Raw genomic sequence first — 20446 nt, 5'->3', positions numbered from 1 at the left:
GCCGAATCGCGGTTGTGTTGGCAAGCGGGTTCCGAGCCTGTCATGCTGACAGCCTGTCATCCCGACAGTGAAATGGTGGCGGTTGCTCAGAATGAGCGAGAAGATTGTCGACGCGCATGACGGGGTTGGTTCGCGGGGTGCTTCCGGCACCGCAGCGAGCCGATTGCTTTCGATGACCAATATCTGGTCCGATGCGCCCTCGCCGCGTGTCGACACGCCTGCGCCCGTTTCATCGCAGGCGCCGCAGCCTGAGCCCCCTACGAAAGCCGACGCTCCGCTCGATATCGTGGTGAGGAAGGCTGTACCGGGCGTGACCGCGCGTGCACATTCCGCCCAATGGCCGCCGCGAAAGCTCTCGCTGGCGCTGCAGGGCGGCGGCACTTTTGCGGCCTTCACCTGGGGCGTGCTCGAGCGGCTGCTGGAAGAGCCTGATATCGCGATCGACACCATCAGCGGCGCCAGCGCCGGCGCCATCAACGCGCTGCTGCTCGCCTCCGGCTTTGCCGAAGCTGGCCGCGAAGGCGCCCGCGCCCGGCTGAATCGGTTCTGGCTCCGGCTGATGCACGAAGCCTCGTTTCGCGCGCTGATGTTGGTCGGCGGCTTCTCGCCGGCGGGAAGCTCGGTCGCGTTCGGGCCGACGCTGCGCTCCGGTCACTTTGATCCGTTCGATCTCGATCCGCTGCGGCAGGCTCTGTCGCGCGACATCGATTTCGCCGCCCTGCGCCATCCGAACTGCCCGAAGCTTCTGATCGCAGCGACGCGGATCCGCGACGGCCAGCAGCAGATCTTCCGCAACGAGGCAATTACCACCGACGTCGCGCTGGCCTCGACCTGCCCGCCGCTCGTCCACTGCGCCGTCGAGATCGACGGCGAGGCCTATTGGGACGGCGGCCTTGGCGGCAACCCGCCGCTGCTGCGGCTGGCTCAGGACACGACGACCGCCGATGTGCTGCTCGTCCAGGTCACGCCGGCGCGCGACAGCTACGTACCGATCACACTCGCCGCGATCGACCGCCGGCTCGACCAGATCGCGGCGAACGCCGCCCTCAATGCCGAGATCGCCGCGATCGAATGGGCGCAGTCGCAAGCCGCGCCGTCCTTGCGGCTCTCCAGGATCGCGGCAGAAGATTCCGTTGACGGGCTGGCGCAGCGCTCATCCACCGATCTCGGCCGCGGCTTCATTCGCCTGCTGCACCGGAGCGGCCGCGAGGCCGCCGAGCGCTGGATGAAGCAAGGTGCAGCTAGCAGCGCAGCGCCGGCTGCTGCATCCGGCCATCGCATTGCTGCCCCCGAACCCGCGCTAGCCTGATTTCGCCAGCGCCTCCTCCAGGAACCAGGCCGCCGCAAGTGCGCGCGGATCGTTGCCGAAACGCGCGATCACCTGCACGCCGATCGGCAGGCCGCCGACCTTCAGCACCGGCACGTTGACGCAAGGATTGCCCATCAGGGTCCAGAGCCTGTTGTAACGGGGATCGCCCGTGGTCGCGAGCTCCTTGGCGGGCGCGGTGCCCGGCGCGGAATAGGTCAGGAGCACGTCGACGCCTTCGAACAGCTCACCGAGCTCACGGCGGCCGCGGCGGCTGATCCGCCGCGCTTCGTCATAGTCCTGCGGCGTCAGGCCAACCGTCGCATCGAGACTGGCACGCAGCATCGGCGCGATCTCGTCGTGGCGTTCGGAAAACTCCCAGGCCAGCGCGCGATGCGCCTCGAAATCCTGAATGATCGGATGGATGCGCCAGGCCTCCTGCACCGCTTCGGGCAGATCGATGGTCTGCACGCTGGCGCCGGCGCGCGTCGCCGCCTTGATCGCGGCTTGCAGCCCCTCTTCGGCCGCCGGCTCCACTGCGCCGGCGAATTCCTGCCTGACCACGCCGATGCGCGGCGACGTCGCGGCGGCAATGCCGGAGAATTCGCCGCGCCCCGTCATCGCCAACAGCCCGCGCGCGAGATCTTCCACGCGCGCGCCGAACAGGCCGACCGTATCGAGCGCCCACGAGTAGCACTTCACACCGACCGTCGGCAGCATGCGGAACGACGGCTTGATAGCAGCGGTCCCGCAATAGGCGGCGGGACGGATCACCGAGCCACCGGTCTGGGTGCCCAGCGCCAGCGGGATCATGCCGGCGCCGACGGCTGCCGCCGAACCGGAGGATGAGCCGCCCGGAGAATGGCCGAGATTATGCGGATTGCGCGTCGGGGTGGGATCGCGCGAGGCGAACGCCGTGGTCGTGGTTTTGCCGATGATGGTTGCCCCGGCCCGCTTCAGCATCATCACGACGGGCGCATCCGAGCGCGGCTGCCACCCGCGATAGATCTCCGAGCCCATCTCGGTCGGGAAATCGGCGGTATCGATGATGTCCTTGATCCCGATCGCGATGCCGCGCAGCGGACCGGCGCTTTGCGCCTTCGCGGCCTTGTCGTGGCGGACGAAGGCGCGGACGTCCTTCTCCTTGGCCTCGATCGCCGCATGCGATTGCGCGATCGCGGAATCGGGCGACAGCTCCCCCGCTTCGATGCGGCGCTGGAGGTCGGCGAGTGAGATCATGGCAAATCCTTCTTATTGGCATCGCTTTTAGCATCGGGGCGGGGTCGCGCAAGCGCACGTCACTGTTGCGCAACGCCCTCAGGTTGTTCCATGCTGTGCCTGCAAGGAGACGCCGTGGACGCCATCAATCCAAGCGTGGAGCTGACCGAGTCTGAGCGGATCGACCGCCTGCGGCTGATCCGCTCAGACAATGTGGGCCCGCGCACCTTCCGTTCGCTGGTCGATCATTTCGGCACCGCGCGCGCCGCGCTGGAGCGGCTGCCAGATCTGGCGCGCCGCGGCGGCGCGGCGCGATCGGGGCGCATCTGTAGCGCCGATGAAGCCAAGGCCGAGCTCGCCGCAAGCCGCAAGTTCGGCATCGCCTGGCTCGCGCCCGGTGAAGATGGCTATCCGGCGCGGCTCGCAACGCTGGACGATGCACCGCCTTTGCTCGCCGTGCGCGGCGACACGAAAAGCTTGATGCGGCCGATGATCGCGATCGTCGGCTCGCGCAATGCTTCCGGCGCCGGGCTGAAGTTTGCCGGGCAGCTTGCGCGCGAGCTCGGCGAAGCCGGTTTTGTCATCATCTCGGGTCTCGCCCGCGGCGTCGACCAGGCCGCGCATCGCACGAGCGTCGCAAGCGGCACGATCGCCGTGCTCGCCGGCGGGCATGATTGCATCTATCCGCCCGAACATACCGATTTGCTCGCAGCGATCCTCGACCATGAGGGCGCGGCAATCTCCGAAATGCCGCTCGGCCACGAGCCGCGCGCCCGCGACTTTCCCCGCCGCAACCGACTGATCTCCGGTGCGTCGCTCGGCGTGATCGTGGTGGAAGCGGCGCACCGCTCGGGCTCGCTGAACACCGCGCGCATGGCGGCCGAACAGGGCCGCGAGGTATTCGCCGTTCCCGGCTCGCCGCTCGATCCGCGCGCCGCCGGCACCAACGATCTGATCAAGCAGGGCGCAACCCTCGTCACCGAGGCCGCCGACATCATCAACGCGGTGCAGCCGATCATGGAGCGGCCGCTGATGCATCCGGCAGGCGAGCCCGACAGCGAGCCGTTCGAGAGCGATCCGCAAGGCCACGACCGCGACCAGATCACCGCCCTGCTCGGTCCTGCCCCGATCTCGATCGACGATCTCGTGCGGATGTCCGGCGCCTCGCCCGCAATCGTGCGCACCGTGCTCCTGGAGCTCGAATTGGCCGGAAAGCTGGAGCGTCACGGCGGCGGATTGGTGTCGCTGCTCTAGCCGTCGGTGCGCACGTCGAAGCGCAAGCGCGCGGCCGCGATCCGCCCCTGGTGCGCCGTCGCCGCGGGGCTACAACCAAGCGCCCTGAATGCCCAGGATGATGGCTATCAGCGAAATAAACAGTCCGATGCCGGCGAACAGAGCGGTCCCGATGAGCTCGGACTTGTCGGTCCGTTTGCCGGGAATGGCAGAATCTTCGGTGTAAACACGCGGTGCTGAAATCGACGAAGAAATAGGGGCTGCTTTCGGCATAACGGGCTCCCTTAAAATGAGTCTTCTGACCCCCTGCCCTTAAGAACGTCTTGGCAGTACGCGCGAAGGTTCAACGCCTCACGCAAAGGTTTTCGAAATGCATCCCCCGAGGCGTAGGAACCGGCCGGCGCAACCGCTTCCCGTTGCGCTGGCCGATTCAATTTGCACTTGATTTGATTAGCCCCGATAGATCGGCGCGCCGCTCGGAGATGCGACCGCGCCGCCGTCGACGAAGATCTCCTGGCCCTGCACATGCGCGGAATCATCGGAAGCGAGGAACAGCACGGTCTTTGCAACGTGATCCGTTTCGCCGATGCGCCCGAGCGGCGTCGAGAGCGCGATGCGCCTCTCGAATGCCTTCTCGGCCTCGGGCGTCGCCACCGCAGGTCCCCAGATCGGTGTGCGGATCGCGCCCGGCGCGACCACGTTGACGCGGATGCCGCGCGGCGACAGTTCCGAGGCCATGGTCCGCGCCATGGCGCGAACGCCGGCCTTCGCGGCGCCGTAAGCCGAGTAGCCGGGAATGCCGAGCACCGAGATCACCGAGCCGTTGAGGATGATCGAGGCATTGTCGTTAAGGTAGGGCAGCGCGGATTGAACGGTGAAGAACACGCCGGTGAGGTTCGTGCGGATCACGGTCTCGAAGATCTCAAGCGTGGCTGAGCCGAGCGGCGTGCCGCCGGCGATGCCGGCATTGGCGAAGACGATGTCGACCTTGCCGAACTTGTCCGCGCCCTTCTTGATCGCGGCTTCGGTCGCGGCGATGTCGGTGGCGTCGGCAACCAGCGCAAGCGCGTTCGGCCCGAGCTCTTTCGCAGCGGCCTCCAGCGTCCCCTTGTTGCGGCCGGTGATCACCACCTTGGCGCCCTCGGCCACGAACAGCTTTGCGGTCGCAAGGCCAATGCCGCTGTTGCCGCCGGTAATCAGGGCCGTCTTGTTCTTCAATCTCACGCTCGCCTCCAGTGGTTGCATTATGAAACTAAGTTGCCATCTAGGACAAATGGTTTTATGATGCAACCACACAAGCGCGTGATCGGCGCGGAAGGCGGGCGAACGCGACAGGACGAAAGACAATGGTGAGACGAACGAGCTTCGACGGCGATTCCTGCCCGATCGCACGGTCGTTGGAGGCGCTTGGCGACTGGTGGTCGCTGCTGATCATCCGCGAGGCACTGTTGGGCGTACGGCGCTTCGGCGAATTCCAGAGCAAGCTCGGCATGGCCAAGAACATTCTGGCCGCGCGCCTGCGGTCACTCGTCGAGCACGGCATTCTGGCGACCGCCCCCGCTTCCGACGGCAGCGCCTACCAGGAATATGTGCTGACGCCGAAGGGCCGCGGCACCTTCCCGGTGCTGGTGGCGCTACGGCAATGGAGCGAGGAGTTCGACGATCACCCCGACGAGATCGCGACCATTCTGGTCGATCGCGCCAAGGGCCGCCCGGTGAAGAAACTCGAATTGCGCGCCGAGGACGGCCGCCTGCTCAGCCCGGCGGACACCATGTTGAAGCCGCGGCCGGCGCCGCGGCGCAGATCGGCGTAGCTGCGGCGCACCGCCCCAACCCCCATCATTGCGATGGGGTCCTGGCGACAAGGCAATCCACACTGCTCCCGCGGAAAGATTCTGGATTTGCTTCGCTATGCGCGCAAATGAGGACGCGGGGGACTTGTACAAATTCGAGACGGCGTCAAAGATGGCTTGGACACCGCAAACTGGCACCACCATGCCCCTGCTCGCTATCGTCTATTTTTCCATCTCCGGCACCACAGAAACGCTAGCGCATGCGGTGGTGCGCGGCGCGGCTGAGATGGCACAGATCGCGCTTTGTCGGATCGCCGGCGACGACATCGTGTCAGGCCGCTTCCAGAATGAGAGACTACTGGAGACGATTGACGGCGCGAGCGCCATTGCATTTGGCAGCCCGACCTATATGGGCGGACCGGCAGCGCAATTCAAAGCCTTCGCTGACGCCTCAAGTGACCGATGGACTCGCCAGCGATGGGCCAACAAGATCGCAGCCGGATTCACGACCGGCGCGTGCGCAGGCGGCGATCAACTGCACACATTGACCTACTTTTCCATTCTCGCTGCGCAGCACGGCATGCTCTGGTGCGGGCTGGATATCCCGGGCGGAGAGGATCCGAGCAACCGCAATCGCTTGGGCAGCCAGCTTGGCCTGGCGACGCACTTGATCAACGGCACCTTGCCTCAGAGCGATTTGAGCACGGCCGAATATCTCGGCCAGAGACTGGCTCGGATGGCAGGCCGCAACAGTTAACTGCCCTCATTGCCTCCAGCGACGAGCGCCACGCGCGCGCAGGGATGACTGAACTGATAGAGGCGCAGATCTCACGACAGCTTGCGCTTGCTCCGCAATCTCAGATGCTCGTCGGCCTCGAGCTGGGTCATGCCCAATAAATAATGCAACATGTGCAGCTTGTGGCGCTCGGCGAGCTTGCCCAGGGCGGCCGTCTGCTCCGCGATGAAGGCGACCGCCTCATCCGCCCCGCCTTCCCCCGGTTCCTCATTGCGCGAGCCTCCCGGCGCGCCTGATCCGGCGCGCGCCCGTTTCCTTGCTGGCTTAGCCACCAGAACCCACCCCGAATCCATGCCCCGCAGAAACCTTACGCCGACATCGGTCGCAACTCCAAGGTGGTATTTTGCAACTTTTTCGATATGAAACTTTTCCCATCACTGCGGCCTTCAACACGCCCCGATTTGACAGGGACGGCCTCACCACCCATGTTCGGGTCGAAACGGCCGACCCGAATCCTTTGGTTTTCGGCCCAAGATTTTCCCGTAAGTTACTGGAACTACATGAATATCGTTATTGTGGAGTCGCCGGCGAAAGCCAAGACGATCAACAAATATCTGGGCTCGTCCTACGAGGTCCTGGCTTCGTTCGGCCATGTCCGCGACCTCCCCGCCAAGAACGGTTCCGTTGATCCTGACGCCAATTTCAAGATGATCTGGGAGGTCGACCCGAAGGCCGCCGGGCGGCTAAACGATATCGCGAGATCGCTGAAGGGCGCTGACCGCCTGATTCTCGCCACCGACCCCGATCGTGAGGGCGAGGCCATCTCCTGGCACGTGCTGGAGGTGATGAAAGAGAAGCGCGCGCTGAAGGACCAAAAGATCGAGCGCGTGGTGTTCAACGCCATCACCAAGCAGGCTGTCACCGACGCGATGAAGCATCCGCGCCAGATCGACGGCGCCCTGGTCGACGCCTATATGGCGCGCCGTGCGCTCGACTATCTGGTCGGCTTCACCCTCTCCCCCGTGCTGTGGCGCAAGCTGCCGGGCGCGCGCTCGGCCGGCCGCGTGCAGTCGGTGGCGCTGCGCCTCGTTTGCGATCGCGAGCTCGAGATCGAGAAGTTCGTCGCGCGCGAATATTGGTCGCTGGTCGCGACCCTGCTGACCCCGCGCGGCGATGCCTTCGAGGCCCGCCTCGTCGGCGCCGACGGCAAGAAGATCCAGCGCCTTGACATCGGCACCGGCGCGGAAGCCGAAGACTTCAAGAAGGCGCTGGAAGCGGCCGCCTACGCCGTGACCGCGGTCGATGCCAAGCCCGCGCGGCGCAATCCGCAGGCGCCCTTCACCACCTCGACGCTGCAGCAGGAAGCCAGCCGCAAATACGGCTTTGCGCCGGCGCACACGATGCGCATCGCCCAGCGGCTCTATGAAGGCATCGACATCGGCGGGGAGACCACCGGACTCATTACCTATATGCGTACCGACGGCGTGCAGATCGCACCTGAAGCGATCACCCAGGCGCGTAAGGTGATCGGCGAGGATTACGGCAACGCCTATGTGCCCGACGCTCCCCGCCAGTACCAGACCAAGGCCAAGAACGCCCAGGAAGCGCACGAGGCGATCCGCCCGACGGATCTGTCGCGCCGGCCCGACAGCATGAGCCGCAAGCTCGATTCCGATCAGGCGAAACTCTACGAGTTGATCTGGAAGCGCACCATCGCAAGCCAAATGGAAGCGGCCGAGCTCGAGCGCACCACGGTCGACATCACCGCGAAGGCCGGCGGCCGTACGCTGGAGCTGCGCGCCACCGGTCAGGTCATCAAGTTCGACGGCTTCCTCGCGCTCTACCAGGAAGGCCGCGACGACGAGGAGGACGATGATTCCCGCCGCCTGCCCGGCATGAGCGCCGGCGAAGCCCTGAAGCGGCAGTCGCTCGCCGTCACTCAGCATTTCACCGAGCCGCCGCCGCGCTTCTCGGAGGCATCCCTCGTCAAGCGCATGGAAGAGCTCGGCATCGGCCGTCCCTCGACCTATGCCTCGATCCTCCAGGTTCTGAAGGACCGCGGCTACGTCAAGCTGGAGAAGAAGCGCCTGCACGGCGAGGACAAGGGCCGCGTCGTGATCGCGTTCCTCGAAAGCTTCTTCAGCCGCTATGTCGAATACGATTTCACCGCGGGCCTCGAAGAGCAGCTCGACCGCATCTCGAACAACGAGATCTCCTGGCAGGAGGTGCTGAGGGATTTCTGGCGCGACTTCATCGGCGCCGTCGACGAGATCAAGGACCTGCGCGTCGCGCAGGTGCTGGACGTGCTCGACGAGATGCTGGGCCCGCACATCTACCCGCCGCGCGCCGATGGCGGCGACGTCAGGCAATGCCCGAATTGCGGCACGGGCCGGCTCAACCTCAAGGCCGGCAAGTTCGGCGCCTTCGTCGGCTGCTCGAACTATCCGGAATGCCGCTACACCCGCCAGCTCGCCGCCGATGGCGAAGCCAGCGCCGACCGCTCGCTCGGCCAGGATCCCGACACCGGCTTCGATGTCTGGGTCAAGGCCGGCCGCTTCGGCCCCTACATCCAGCTCGGCGAGCAGAAGGATTATGCGGAAGGCGAGAAGCCGAAGCGCGCGGGCATTCCGAAGGGCACCTCGCCCAGCGATGTCGACCTCGAGCTTGCGCTGAAATTGCTGTCGCTGCCGCGCGAGATCGGCAAGCACCCCGAGACGGGTCAGCCGATCACCGCCGGCCTCGGCCGCTTCGGGCCCTTCGTGAAGCACGACAAGACCTATGCGAGTCTCGAAGCCGGCGACGAAGTGTTCGACATCGGCCTCAATCGCGCGGTGACGCTGATCGCCGAGAAGGCGGCGAAGGGCCCGAGCCGCCGCTTCGGCGCCGATCCCGGCAAGACGATCGGCGATCATCCGACGCTCGGCACCGTCACCGTGAAGAGCGGCCGCTATGGCCCCTATGTCGCCGCAGGCGGTGTCAACGCGACGATCCCGGCCGAGTTCGAAAAGGATGCCATCACGCTGCCGCAGGCGATCGCGCTGATCGACGAACGCGCGGCCAAGGGCGGCGGCAAGACCAAGCCGAAGAAGGCGGCAAAGCCCGCCAAGGCCAAGAAGACTACAGAGAAGGCTGCGGACGGTGAGGACGCCGCGCCGAAGCCGAAGAAGCCGGCCGCGAAGAAAGCCCCGGCCAAATCGAAAACCGAATCCACCAGCAAGGCGCGCGCCGCCGTCTCGTCGACTGCCAAGACGTCGCCGACCAAGGCGGCCCCCACCAAGGCCCCGGCCAAGAAGAGTGCCGGCAAGAATTAGAGGTTAAGTGAAACGCAAGAATGACCATGGCTTTCCCGACAGGGCAGCCATCGTCGCCTTCATCAAGGCAAACCACGGAGAGGTCGGGACCCGCGAAATTGCGCGCGAGTTCGGCCTGAAGAACGCCGATCGCGCCGAGCTCAGGCGCATGCTGCGCGAGCTCGCCGACGACGGCATCATCAAGAAGAAGCGCCACAAGATCTCCGAGCCCGACACGCTGCCGCCGACGCTGCTCGCCGACATCACGGGCCGCGACTCCGACGGCGAATTGATCGCCTCCCCCGCCGAATGGGACGAGGTCGAAAGCGGCGAGCCGCCAAAAATCCTGATCGAGATGCCGCGCCGGCCCAAGCCTGGCACGGCCGCCGGTGTCGGCGACCGCGCATTGCTGCGCGTCGAGCGCTCGGACGAGGACGCAGGTCCCGCCTATCGCGGCCGCATCATCAAGGTCATCGACAAGGCCAAGAGCCGTATCCTCGGCGTCTTCCGCAGTCTTTCCGAAGGCGGCGGACGGCTCGTTCCTGTCGACAAGAAGTTCGCCGACCGCGAGCTGAACATCGCGAAGACCGATACACAAGGCGCGCAAGACGGTGACCTCGTCAGCGTCGACATCGTCCGCTCGCGCGGCTTTGGCCTGGCCTCCGGCCGCGTCAAGGAGAGGCTCGGCTCGGTCAAGTCGGAGAAGGCCATCAGCCTGATCGCGATCTATGCCCACGACATCCCGTTGCAATTCTCGCCCGCGGCCGAGCGCGAGGCGGAGGCGGCGGAGCCTGCGAACCTGAAAGGGCGCGAGGATTGGCGCGATGTTCCGCTCGTCACCATCGATCCGCCGGATGCGAAGGATCACGACGACGCGGTCCACGCGCAGCCCGACGACGATCCCAATAACAAGGGTGGCTTCATCGTCAACGTGGCCATCGCAGACGTGAGCTTCTATGTCCGGCCGGGCACCGCGCTCGACCGCGACGCGCTCGATCGCGGCAACTCGGTCTATTTCCCCGACCGCGTCGTGCCGATGCTGCCGGAGCGCATCTCCAACAATCTCTGTTCGCTCGTGCCAGGCGAGCCGCGCGGCGCACTGGCGGTGCGCATGGTGATCGGACCGGACGGCCGCAAGCGCTCGCACAGCTTCCACCGCATCCTGATGCGCTCGGCGGCGAAGCTGCATTATGCGCAGGCACAGGCTGCGATCGACGGTCGGCCCGATGATGCCACCGGCCCGCTGCTCGATCCGATCCTGAAGCCGCTCTACGCGGCTTACGCCTGCGTCAAGCGCGCGCGCGACGAGCGCGATCCGCTCAATCTCGACCTGCCCGAGCGCAAGATCCTCTTGAAGAGCGACGGAACGGTCGACCGCGTCGTCGTCCCGGAGCGTCTCGATGCGCACAAGCTGATCGAGGAGTTCATGATCCTCGCCAACGTCGCCGCGGCGGAGATGCTGGAGAAGAAGTCGCTGCCGCTGATTTACCGGGTGCACGACGAGCCGACGCTGGAGAAGGTCCACGCCCTCAGCGAGTTCCTGGAGACACTGGACGTTCCCTTCACGAAATCAGGCGCGCTGCGCCCGACGCTGTTCAACCGCGTGCTGGCCCAGCTCGAAGGCCACGATTATTACCCGCTGGTAAGCGAGGTCGTGCTGCGCGCCCAGGCCCAGGCGGAATACTCTTCGGAAAACTACGGTCATTTCGGCCTTAACCTGCGCCGTTATGCGCATTTCACCTCGCCGATCCGCCGCTATGCCGATCTCGTCGTCCATCGCGCGCTGGTCCGCGCGCTCGGCCTCGGCGAAGGCGCCCTGCCCGACAGCGCGACGCCCGAATCTCTCGGCGAAGTCGCCGCCCATATCTCACTCACCGAACGGCGCGCGATGAAGGCGGAGCGCGAGACCGTCGATCGCCTGATCGCGCACCATCTCGCCGACCGCATCGGCGCGAGTTTTCAGGGCCGCGTCTCCGGCGTCACCCGCGCCGGCCTGTTCGTCAAGCTCGCCGAGACCGGCGCCGACGGATTGATCCCGATCCGATCCCTCGGCACGGAATATTTCAACTATGACGAGAGCCGCCACGCACTGGTCGGCACGCGCAGCGGCACCATGTATCAGCTCGGTGACGTCGTCGACGTTCGTCTGATCGAAGCAGCTCCCATCGCAGGCGCGCTGCGCTTCGAGCTGCTGTCATCGGCAGGTGAGACCGGCTCCCGCGAACGCAGGCCGTTCCGCCCGCAGCGCAAATCGTCGAAGCCGCATCCGGGACGCAGTCCCGAGCAGAAGCGCAGGCCGGAGAAACAGAAGACATCCGGCAAGAGCAAGAAGGCCAAGGGGAAAAGCAAGAGCGAAGGCAAGGGACAGAAGGGCAAGGCATGGTGACGATGAGCACGGCGCCGAAGATCTGGACGCGCGAGACCGGCCTTGTCGAGAGGCGCGACGTGTGGGCTGCGATGAAGCATGGCTTTCGCGGCCGCTGCCCGCGCTGCGGCGAGGGAAAGCTGTTCCGCGCCTTTCTGAAGACGGCGGACAATTGCGCCAAATGTGACCTCGATTTCACCCCGCATCGCGCCGACGACCTGCCCGCCTATCTCGTGATCGTCATCGTCGGCCACATCGTGGTACCGGCCATCCTCTGGATCGAGACCAACTACACGACGCCGGTGTGGCTCAGTTTCGTGGCCTATCTGCCCTTTACCTTCCTCGCCTCGCTCGCGCTGTTGCAACCCGTCAAGGGAGCTGTGGTCGGCTTGCAATGGGCTCTGCGCATGCACGGGTTTGACGAGAACCCTCCCGATGGTATTCCGCCTGTGTAAGCAAAACAAACAAGAGCGGTTCGGGTGAGGACATGACGGATATTTCGCCGGCAGAGGAGAAGGCTAAAGTTCACGAGGAGAAGGAAGCCGACCACCATCCCTATTTTCGTCCGAGGGATGCAGCGACACTGATCCTGGTCGATCGCAGCGGGCCTATTCCCAAAGTGCTGGTCGGCAAGCGCCACGACAAGGTGGTGTTCATGCCCGGAAAGTTCGTCTTCCCCGGCGGCCGTGTCGACAAGGCCGATTATCGCGTGCCCTGCGCCGCCCCCATTACCGCAGAGCTCGAAGCCAATCTCGCCAAGGGCAGCCCGAAGACCCCTCCCTCGCGCGCCAAATCGCTCGCCATTGCCGCGATTCGCGAAGCCTGCGAGGAGACCGGTCTCTGCCTCGGCCGCAAGGCCGAAGGCAAGGTGCCCAAGCTCGAGGGCCCCTGGAAGCCATTCGCGGATGCCGGCCTGCTGCCTGATCCCTCCGGCCTTTTCCTGATCGCCCGTGCCATCACGCCGCCCGGCCGCGTCAAGCGCTTCGACACCCGCTTCTTCACCGCGGATGCTTCCGCGATCACCCACCGCGTCGAGGGCGTGATCCATGCCGATGCCGAGCTGGTCGAGCTGGTCTGGGTCGAGCTCGGCTCAAAACCGCTCGCAGACCTGCATCCGATGACGCGCAACGTGCTCAACGAGCTCGACACCCGCCTTGCCACCGGCCCGCTCCGCCACGATGCACCGGTGCCGTTCTTCCATTTCTACGGCGGCAAGATGCAGAAGGATGTTTTGAGCTAGGCTCCGCGGCGCTACGGATCATCCGTTATCCGGCACGCGGCTCCCTCCTCCGTCATTCCGGGGCGCGCGAAGCGCGAACCCGGAATCCATTCATCCACCGTCTCCGCAGTTCAATGGATTCCGGGTTCGCGCCCTGAGGCGCACCCCGGAATGACGTGCTGAGAGAGCCGCAAAAAACAAAAAATTCTTCCCGCCTCCCCCAATGGCGGAGTTCCCGCCCGCACCTATGTCTTTTCGAACGACAATGAAGAAGGACACCGGGCGATGGCACAACGGCAACTCAAGCTTGGCGCGTTCATGCGCCCGATCAGCATCCACACCGGCGCCTGGCGCTATCCCGGCGCCTGGCCTGACGCCAATTTCAATTTCGGCCACATCAAGACGCTGATCCGCAAGCTCGAGGCCGGCAAGTTCGACGCTTTCTTCATGGCCGATCACCTCGCCGTCTTGAACATGCCGATCAACGCGCTCAAGCGCAGCCACACCGTGACCTCATTCGAGCCGTTCACGCTGCTGTCGGCGCTCTCGGCCGTCACCGAGCGCATCGGCCTGATCGCGACCGGATCGACCACGTTCGATGAGCCCTATCACGTCGCGCGCCGTTTCGCCTCGCTCGATCACATCAGCGGCGGGCGTGCGGGGTGGAATATCGTCACCACCTCGAATCCGGACGCGGCGCTCAACTTCGGCCGCGACGATCACATGGAGCACGCCGAACGCTACAAGCGCGCCCGCGAGTTCTACGACGTCGTCACCGGGCTCTGGGACTCCTTCGCCGACGATGCGTTCGTGCGCGACGTCGAGAGCGGCCTGTTCTTCGATCCCGCCAAGATGCACACGCTCGACCACCACGGCAAATATCTGAAAGTGCGCGGTCCCCTCAATATCGCCCGCCCCGTGCAGGGCTGGCCGGTGATCGTGCAGGCTGGCGCCTCCGAAGACGGCAGGCAGCTCGCGGCAGAGACGGCCGAGGCTGTGTTCACCGGCGGCGGCAGCCTCGCCGACGGGCAAAAGCTCTATGCCGACATCAAGAGCCGCATGGCGAAGGTCGGCCGCGATCCCGAGCACCTGAAGATCCTTCCCGGCGCCTTCGTCGTGGTCGGCGACAGCGTCGATGAGGCGAAGGAGAAGCGCGCTTTGCTCGACAGCCGCGTGCACTACGACAGCGCCATCGCCTCGCTCTCGGTCATCCTCGGCACCGACGCCTCCGGCTTCGATCCGGACGGCCCCCTCCCCGATATTCCCGAGACCAACGCCAGCAAGAGCGGTCGCCAGCGCATGGTCGATCTTGCCGCGCGCGAAAAGCTCACCGTGCGCCAGCTCGCCCAGCGCGTCGGCGGCTATGGCGGCCTGTCGTTCGTCGGCACCGCCAAGACCATCGCCGACCAGATGGAGGAATGGCTGGTCGGGCGCGGCTCCGACGGCTTCAACATCATGTTCCCGTTCCTGCCCGCCGGCCTCGACGATTTCGTCGACAAGGTGGTGCCGGAGCTGCAGCGCCGCGGGATTTTCCGCAAAGAGTATGAAGGGGTCACTTTGAGGGAGAATCTGGGCCTGCCGCGGCCGAAAAACCGTTTCTTCGAGGCCTGATCGGGCCGATTTGGGTGGTTTCTGCCCCCTAAAACCTTGACATCAGGCGGTTTCTGGCTAGGTTGCCGGCCAACGCGGGCCGTTTGGCCGGCTCCAGATTTCCTTCATTCTGAGGTTTGAATATGGCCAAAGCGGTCACCATCAAGGTCAAGCTCGTGTCCTCGGCCGACACGGGCTTCTACTACGTCGCCAAAAAGAATTCGCGCACCATGACCGACAAGCTGGTCAAGAAGAAGTATGACCCGGTCGCGCGCAAGCACGTCGAATTCCGCGAAGCCAAGATCAAGTAAGTCGCCGCAGCGTTGCAAAGCTTTGCGGGGCCCCTTCAGGGCCCCGTTTTTATTTTGGCTCTCGCTCTCGGCGCGCTGCAGCGCCTGAGCAAGCCACACAGCGATCCAGGGCCATGGCCCGGCTCTGCAGCACACCGTCGAGGTGCGCTGCGCTGCCTCCGGGGCTGAGCTAATCTGGGCGTGCGGACTTGCAAAACGCCAACACCGCCAGCTCCGGCGGTTTGCCGACCAGCCGCGAGAGCTGCCTCGCAGTTCAGGCCAGCCTTGCTTCAAATCTCCTCCTCAGTCCATTCGAACATTCTGCTGAAGTCACCAGTGTCACATCCCCTTACCCGCACGGAACTCCGAGGAACATAGGCCGTTTTCCCACCTGTTTCGAACCGGGAGACGTGAGCGTGAACCGCCGGCAAGTTCTTCGCGCATCGGCTGCGTTCTCAGTTGCCAATATGCTACTGCGTGCGGGGAAGGCTGAGACGGGCCCCGCCCAGCCGTTCAGCCCGTCCTACGTGCGCGAACTTGCCCGCGCGCTTGCCGCGAAATCATTCACGCCTGCCGACGAGAAGCTGCCGGATGCGCTGAAGAATCTCAACTATGACCAATACCGATCAATTCGCTTCGCGCCTGAGAAGGCGTTGTGGCGTGATGAGAAGCTACCGTTCGAAGTGCAATTTTTTCACCGCGGCTTTTTCTACAAGAACCGGGTCGACATTTTCCAGGTGGTGAACAGGAGCGTCATACCGATCCCGTATCGGCGTGACGACTTCTCGTTCGGAGAGGGTCTCGGACAATGGCCGGATGTCAACATCGGGTTTAGTGGATTCCGCATTCACGCTCCGATCAACAGGCCGGATTACTACGATGAAGTTTGTGTGTTCCTGGGCGCCAGTTACTTCCGAGCAGTCGCTAAAGGACTGACGTATGGCCTGTCCGCGCGCGGACTAGCGATCGATACCGGCGAGAGCAAGGGCGAAGAATTCCCGGTGTTCAAGGCTTTCTGGCTGGAGAAGCCGGTGCCAAATGCCTCGTCCATCGTGGTGCACGCGCTGCTGGACAGCAAGAGCGCGGCCGCAAGCTACCGATTCACGATCCGGCCCGGCCAAAGCACGGTTTTCGACGTCGAGATGGTTCTCTATCCCCGGGTGGACATCGAGCATGCCGGGCTCGCGCCTATGACCAGCATGTACTTCTTCGGGCCGAACGATCGCAAAGATTTTGACGATTTCCGCCCCGCGGTTCACGACTCGGATGGACTTGCGATCTTCAACGGCAGAGGTGAGCAACTCTGGCGTCCCCTCAACAATCCGCACGATCTGCAGGTCAGCAGCTTTGCCGATGTCAATCCGGGGGGCTTCGGGCTGATGCAGCGGGAGAGGAACTTCTTCGCCTATCAGGATCTCGAATCCAACTTCGAAAAGCGCCCAAGCCTATGGTTCGAACCGATCGGAGATTGGGGCGAAGGAGCGGTGAAATTATTCGAGATACCCACCAAGGAGGAGATTCACGACAACATCGCAGCGCTCTGGCAACCCAAGCAGCCGCTGACCGCCAAAAGCGAACACATCTTCACCTATCGGCTGCACTGGGGTCCGGACGCTCCCAAACCGGAGGCCCTCGCACGGTTCACGCGAACGGCGATCGGAAGCCGGGGAGATGATAGCAAACTGTTCGTGCTGGAACTGATGGGGGACCGACTCAAAGGCATCGATGCCAAGACTATCAAAGGTGTGGTGACCGCTGCACAAGCCGAAATCAGCAACATCGTCACGCAACCTAATCCCATGACAGGCGGATGGCGTCTGAGCTTCCAATGCTTGGTCAAGAAGCAAGCCGCCATCGAATTACGAGCTTTCTTGGCGCAAAACGAAGCGCCAGTCTCCGAAGTGTGGACCTATCGATGGACGCCCTGAGGCCGTCGCCGAAGCCCTCGCCGGACGCACCTGGCAGCACATTCCTGCCGCCAGAAAGCCCGCTGCCGATGCTGCCGTGCCGGCTGGATCGCGCGGCTGAAGCTAACCCGTCGCCGGTGCATTCGGGCACCGCCTTGACGCTCCGCCGCCTCTTTATTTTTGCCGGGACTGGGGTGCTGACGCTTGCAGGCGGCTACGGCATGTATGACGTGGTGAAGGTTGGCGGTGTAACCTTCCTCGAGGCGATGCTGCTCGGCTTCTTCCTTGTGCTGCTCGCATGGGTCGCCTTCTCCTTCATGTCCGCGTTCGCTGGATTCCTCGTGCTGCTCACGCGCACCCGGTCTTGTCTGCCGATCGATACGACGGGCCCACTGCCTCGTGTAACCTCCCGCACAGCCATGCTGCTACCCACGTACAATGAGGACCCGCATCATCTCATGGCGCGACTACGCGCCATGTATGAATCAGTTCAAGCTACCGGATGTGAGGACCAGTTCGACTGGTTCTTACTGAGCGATACGAGCGACCCCGACATCTGGATTCGTGAAGAGATGACGTTCGTTGGGCTGCGCCGCGCCTGCTGCGCCGCGCGGCTGTACTACCGGCATCGCTCCAACAACATCGCGCGGAAATCCGGCAACATCGCCGATTGGGTCATGAGGTTTGGGTCGGTCTATGATCACATGATCGTTCTCGACGCGGACAGCCTCGTGGAGGGCGACACAATAGTTCGCCTTGTCCACGCGATGGAGTCCCATCCCGCTGCTGCGCTGATCCAGACGCAGCCGGTCATCGTCAACGCGCGCACAATTTTCAGCAGGCTGCAGCAATTCTCGGGGCGTGTTTACGGCCCCATCATTGCAGCCGGCAATGCCTGGTGGCACGGTGGCGACAGCAATTACTGGGGCCACAACGCTATTATCCGGGTGCGGGCGTTCGCTGCGGAGGCCAGCCTGCCGGAGCTGAGCGGTCGTAAGCCTTTCGGGGGTCACATCCTAAGCCATGATTTTGTCGAGGCCGCGTTGATGCGCCGCGCGGGCTGGGCAATCTATCTGGCGCCGGCGCTTGGCGGCAGCTTCGAAGAAGTCCCGCCGTCACTGCTGGACTTTGCGGCAAGAGATCGTCGCTGGTGCCAGGGTAACCTTCAGCATCTCGCAGTCTTGCCCGCGCGCGGGCTACACTGGGTCTCGCGTTTGCATTTGCTTACGGGGATCGGCTCCTATGTCACCGCGCCGCTGTGGTTTCTATTCCTGGTACTCGGCCTGCTGATTGCACTGCAGGCGCATTTCATCCGACCGGAGTATTTTCCCAAAGGCTTCAGTTTGTTTCCGACCTGGCCGCAACAGGACCCGGTGCTTGCCGCCCGGGTCTTTGCAGCGACAATGGGACTTCTGATCCTGCCGAAGCTGCTCGCCTATCTGGTGCTGATCGGCAATCGAAACGAGCGGATCGGATTCGCAGGGAGTCCTCGCGTACTGGCCGGAGTCGTTTGCGAGACGTTTCTTGCGGCTTTGATCGCTCCTTGCATGATGATCCTCCAGACCAAGGCCGTGTTTGAAATTCTAGCTGGCCGGGACGCCGGCTGGCAGGTGCAACGCCGAAGCGATGGCGAGCTGGCGCGCGGCGAAATCTATCGCAAGCTCGCCGGCCCCACGCTCTGCGGACTGGCCCTGTCGCTCAGTGCCTACGCGGTCTCTCTGCCGCTGCTGCTTTGGATGTCGCCTGTCGTGCTGGGTCTTCTGCTTTCAATCCCGTTGGGACTCATGACGTCTGCACGACTGAAGACGCCTGGACTTTTCGCCACGCCGGAAACCAACAACCCGCCCGCTGTGGTGCTCCGTGCAAACGAACTCGCCGCATCTGAGCCCACCGCGATGGCCGGGGCACTACACCAGCTCAGCCGGGATCCGGAACTGCTGGCCGAGCATTTGGGATCACTGTCGCTTGTCAAGCCGCGCAAATTTGGCGCCGTCGAGGTGCCATTGGCGACGGCAACCATCAAGCTCGAGGAATGCCAAAGCTTCGAGGATGCAGCAGCATGGCTCGACAAATCGGAATTGCGTGCCGTTCTTGGCCATCCCACGCTGCTCCAGAGAGTCCTCGAGATGCCTCGCGCAGGTAGGAATGAAGCTGCTTGAAGAGCTCAAACTGGGCCGCTGAGCGATTCTCCGTGGGCGCTGCGTCTTTCGATGACCTCGTCATGAACGCACCCATGACCGACAAGCCGGCCAAGAATTTCCAATCCGGTCGCGTGCAAGCACGTGGAATTCTGCGAAGATTAGGTAAGCTCGCGGCAAGCACGGCTGAGTCAGCCTTGGCCAAAAGAGAAAACGCGGGCATCCGCCGCAAGTGTCGCAAACGAACGCAGCTCAGGTCACATGCTGACCGGAAATCATCACGATCGCTCGCAAAAATTTAATTATTAAATCCGTAAGACCAACTCAGTTAGATATAGATCACCATTTAATAATGAGCCATAATTTTGCCAATTGTGCCGGACGCACGCACAAGGACCTCGGAAGAGACGGCTCCAGCATGCCTGCTGGATGCAGGAGCCGTTTCTTCGAGTGCTTTAGCAGGTTGCAGAGCAGGTGAAGGGATCGAGATCGACCTCTGTCGCTCAGCTGACGGCAGCTAATTACGCTTGATTCAAACCATTGCATTCAAACGATTGCAGGTCTGCTTCGGCAAGCCAGGATTTGGCGCGCTTTACGCCCGAGGTCTCGCGACGCGCGTTGGGCGGGGTGAGAGAGCTGCCAAGCATTCTATATATTGTCTGACCGCATTTGATTTTTGTTGCGACCAATTTAAAGTAGATGTATTTAATAATAATTAACTGCGATTAAGCGCGGATTCTGCATTCCGGAGGGAGCATTCAAGAGTGTGACGGACGGGGGCCGCAGAGTGACTGCGCGCCATGTTCACCAAGAGAGCGCGCTAGCGGCGAATCCGCAAAAGCTCCGACGTCGTCCAGCAAGGAGGCCAAAATGGGCTTAAAGGAATCCTTGGTTCTAGCAAGCGCACTGCTCGTCTGTTTACCGGCTACTCATGCGCCAGCAGCTGCTGTCGCTGCCCCCTCGTACACCTTCGCAGCGAACCCTGACACCCAGCGCGGAATTCAGTTGGCAGCTTTGATTGCGCCCCTCGGTCAAGCGAGGAAGCACGCAGACGCCACTGAGCTGGTGGGCGGCCATCGCGGCAGGTGGAATCAAGGAGGCGGCGGTTGGCATGCAGGGATGCACGGCGCTGGCGGCGGCGGAGGCGGCAAGCGTAGAATGATGGGCTACGGCTTCGACAATACGTTGGGGCGCGGCGGAGGCGGCGGCTGGCATGCCGGGATGCACGGAGCTGGCGGCGGAGCCGGGCGCCGCTAGACTGCAAATCCCTTACACCGAGTACGGCGCGCCCCCCAACGTCGGCGCGAGATGCGGGGTGGGCCGTTGTCGCCTGGAATGACGGGTGCCGGGGGCGCTGCCGG

16 protein-coding genes are annotated in these 20446 nt (G+C 63.8%); 12 read left to right on the top strand and 4 right to left on the bottom strand.

What is annotated here, in order from left to right:
- Window positions 1-91 precede the first annotated feature (91 nt).
- Window positions 92-1309 (top strand): patatin-like phospholipase family protein, encoded by a 1218-nt coding sequence (locus IVA87_RS16665; protein WP_247334257.1) that lies wholly within the window; start codon window positions 92-94, stop codon window positions 1307-1309.
- Here IVA87_RS16665 and IVA87_RS16660 read toward each other — a convergent pair.
- A complete protein-coding gene (locus IVA87_RS16660; protein ID WP_247300781.1) occupies window positions 1301-2545 on the bottom strand; it encodes an amidase in 1245 nt (414 codons plus the stop codon). The two genes, IVA87_RS16665 and IVA87_RS16660, sit on opposite strands and share 9 nt — an antisense overlap.
- 90 nt (window positions 2546-2635) lie before the next feature.
- Between IVA87_RS16660 and dprA the strand changes: the two genes are divergently transcribed.
- Window positions 2636-3778: a DNA-processing protein DprA gene (dprA, locus tag IVA87_RS16655; protein WP_247334256.1), complete on the top strand. Its 1143-nt coding sequence runs from the start codon at window positions 2636-2638 to the stop codon at window positions 3776-3778.
- 69 nt (window positions 3779-3847) lie between these two features.
- On the opposite strand, the gene IVA87_RS16650 is transcribed toward dprA, so the two are convergent.
- Both IVA87_RS16650 and IVA87_RS16645 read right to left on the bottom strand, forming a co-directional pair.
- Window positions 3848-4030 carry a hypothetical protein gene (locus IVA87_RS16650; protein WP_247300779.1) on the bottom strand — a complete coding sequence of 61 codons (183 nt, stop codon included), beginning with the start codon at window positions 4028-4030 and terminating at the stop codon, window positions 3848-3850.
- A gap of 177 nt (window positions 4031-4207) precedes the next feature.
- The gene (locus IVA87_RS16645) at window positions 4208-4981 is read right to left on the bottom strand and encodes an SDR family oxidoreductase (RefSeq protein WP_247300778.1); all 774 of its coding nucleotides are present in this window, start codon (window positions 4979-4981) and stop codon (window positions 4208-4210) included.
- Between the two features lie 122 nt (window positions 4982-5103).
- Between IVA87_RS16645 and IVA87_RS16640 the strand changes: the two genes are divergently transcribed.
- Both IVA87_RS16640 and IVA87_RS16635 read left to right on the top strand, forming a co-directional pair.
- A complete protein-coding gene (locus IVA87_RS16640; RefSeq protein ID WP_247300777.1) occupies window positions 5104-5571 on the top strand; it encodes a helix-turn-helix domain-containing protein in 468 nt (155 codons plus the stop codon).
- A 124-nt stretch (window positions 5572-5695) separates the two neighbouring features.
- The gene (locus IVA87_RS16635) at window positions 5696-6307 is read left to right on the top strand and encodes a flavodoxin family protein (protein ID WP_247300776.1); all 612 of its coding nucleotides are present in this window, start codon (window positions 5696-5698) and stop codon (window positions 6305-6307) included.
- 71 nt (window positions 6308-6378) lie between these two features.
- Here IVA87_RS16635 and IVA87_RS16630 read toward each other — a convergent pair whose 3' ends face one another.
- A complete protein-coding gene (locus IVA87_RS16630) occupies window positions 6379-6618 on the bottom strand; it encodes a hypothetical protein (protein WP_247300775.1) in 240 nt (79 codons plus the stop codon).
- Window positions 6619-6846: 228 nt separating this feature from the next.
- On the opposite strand from IVA87_RS16630, the gene topA reads away from it, so the two are divergent.
- The 8 genes from topA (at window position 6847) to mdoH (ending at window position 19106) form a co-directional block, all read left to right on the top strand.
- A complete protein-coding gene (topA, locus tag IVA87_RS16625; RefSeq protein ID WP_247334254.1) occupies window positions 6847-9597 on the top strand; it encodes a type I DNA topoisomerase in 2751 nt (916 codons plus the stop codon).
- 7 nt (window positions 9598-9604) lie between these two features.
- Window positions 9605-11962: a ribonuclease R gene (rnr, locus tag IVA87_RS16620; protein WP_247334253.1), complete on the top strand. Its 2358-nt coding sequence runs from the start codon at window positions 9605-9607 to the stop codon at window positions 11960-11962.
- Window positions 11956-12396, top strand: coding sequence for a DUF983 domain-containing protein (locus tag IVA87_RS16615; protein WP_247277009.1), 441 nt, complete (start codon window positions 11956-11958; stop codon window positions 12394-12396). The genes rnr and IVA87_RS16615 overlap by 7 nt, the downstream gene beginning before the upstream one ends.
- Window positions 12397-12428: 32 nt before the next feature.
- Window positions 12429-13181 (top strand): NUDIX domain-containing protein, encoded by a 753-nt coding sequence (locus IVA87_RS16610; protein WP_247300772.1) that lies wholly within the window; start codon window positions 12429-12431, stop codon window positions 13179-13181.
- Between the two features lie 264 nt (window positions 13182-13445).
- Window positions 13446-14771: an LLM class flavin-dependent oxidoreductase gene (locus IVA87_RS16605; protein ID WP_247300771.1), complete on the top strand. Its 1326-nt coding sequence runs from the start codon at window positions 13446-13448 to the stop codon at window positions 14769-14771.
- Window positions 14772-14893: 122 nt separating this feature from the next.
- Window positions 14894-15061, top strand: a complete 168-nt coding sequence (rpmG, locus tag IVA87_RS16600) for a 50S ribosomal protein L33 (RefSeq protein WP_007603295.1) — start codon at window positions 14894-14896, stop codon at window positions 15059-15061.
- 446 nt (window positions 15062-15507) lie between these two features.
- Complete coding sequence (locus IVA87_RS16595; protein WP_247334264.1) at window positions 15508-16968, top strand: glucan biosynthesis protein G; 1461 nt, start codon at window positions 15508-15510, stop codon at window positions 16966-16968.
- Window positions 16956-19106 (top strand): glucans biosynthesis glucosyltransferase MdoH, encoded by a 2151-nt coding sequence (gene mdoH, locus IVA87_RS16590; protein ID WP_247334252.1) that lies wholly within the window; start codon window positions 16956-16958, stop codon window positions 19104-19106. Before IVA87_RS16595 ends, mdoH begins: the two co-directional genes overlap by 13 nt.
- Window positions 19107-20446: the final 1340 nt, after the last annotated feature.

The organism is Bradyrhizobium sp. 147 (assembly GCF_023073935.1).
Classification (GTDB): domain Bacteria; phylum Pseudomonadota; class Alphaproteobacteria; order Rhizobiales; family Xanthobacteraceae; genus Bradyrhizobium.
Note: the sequence above shows the minus strand (reverse complement) of the source record. Positions and strands in the feature narration are given on the sequence as shown.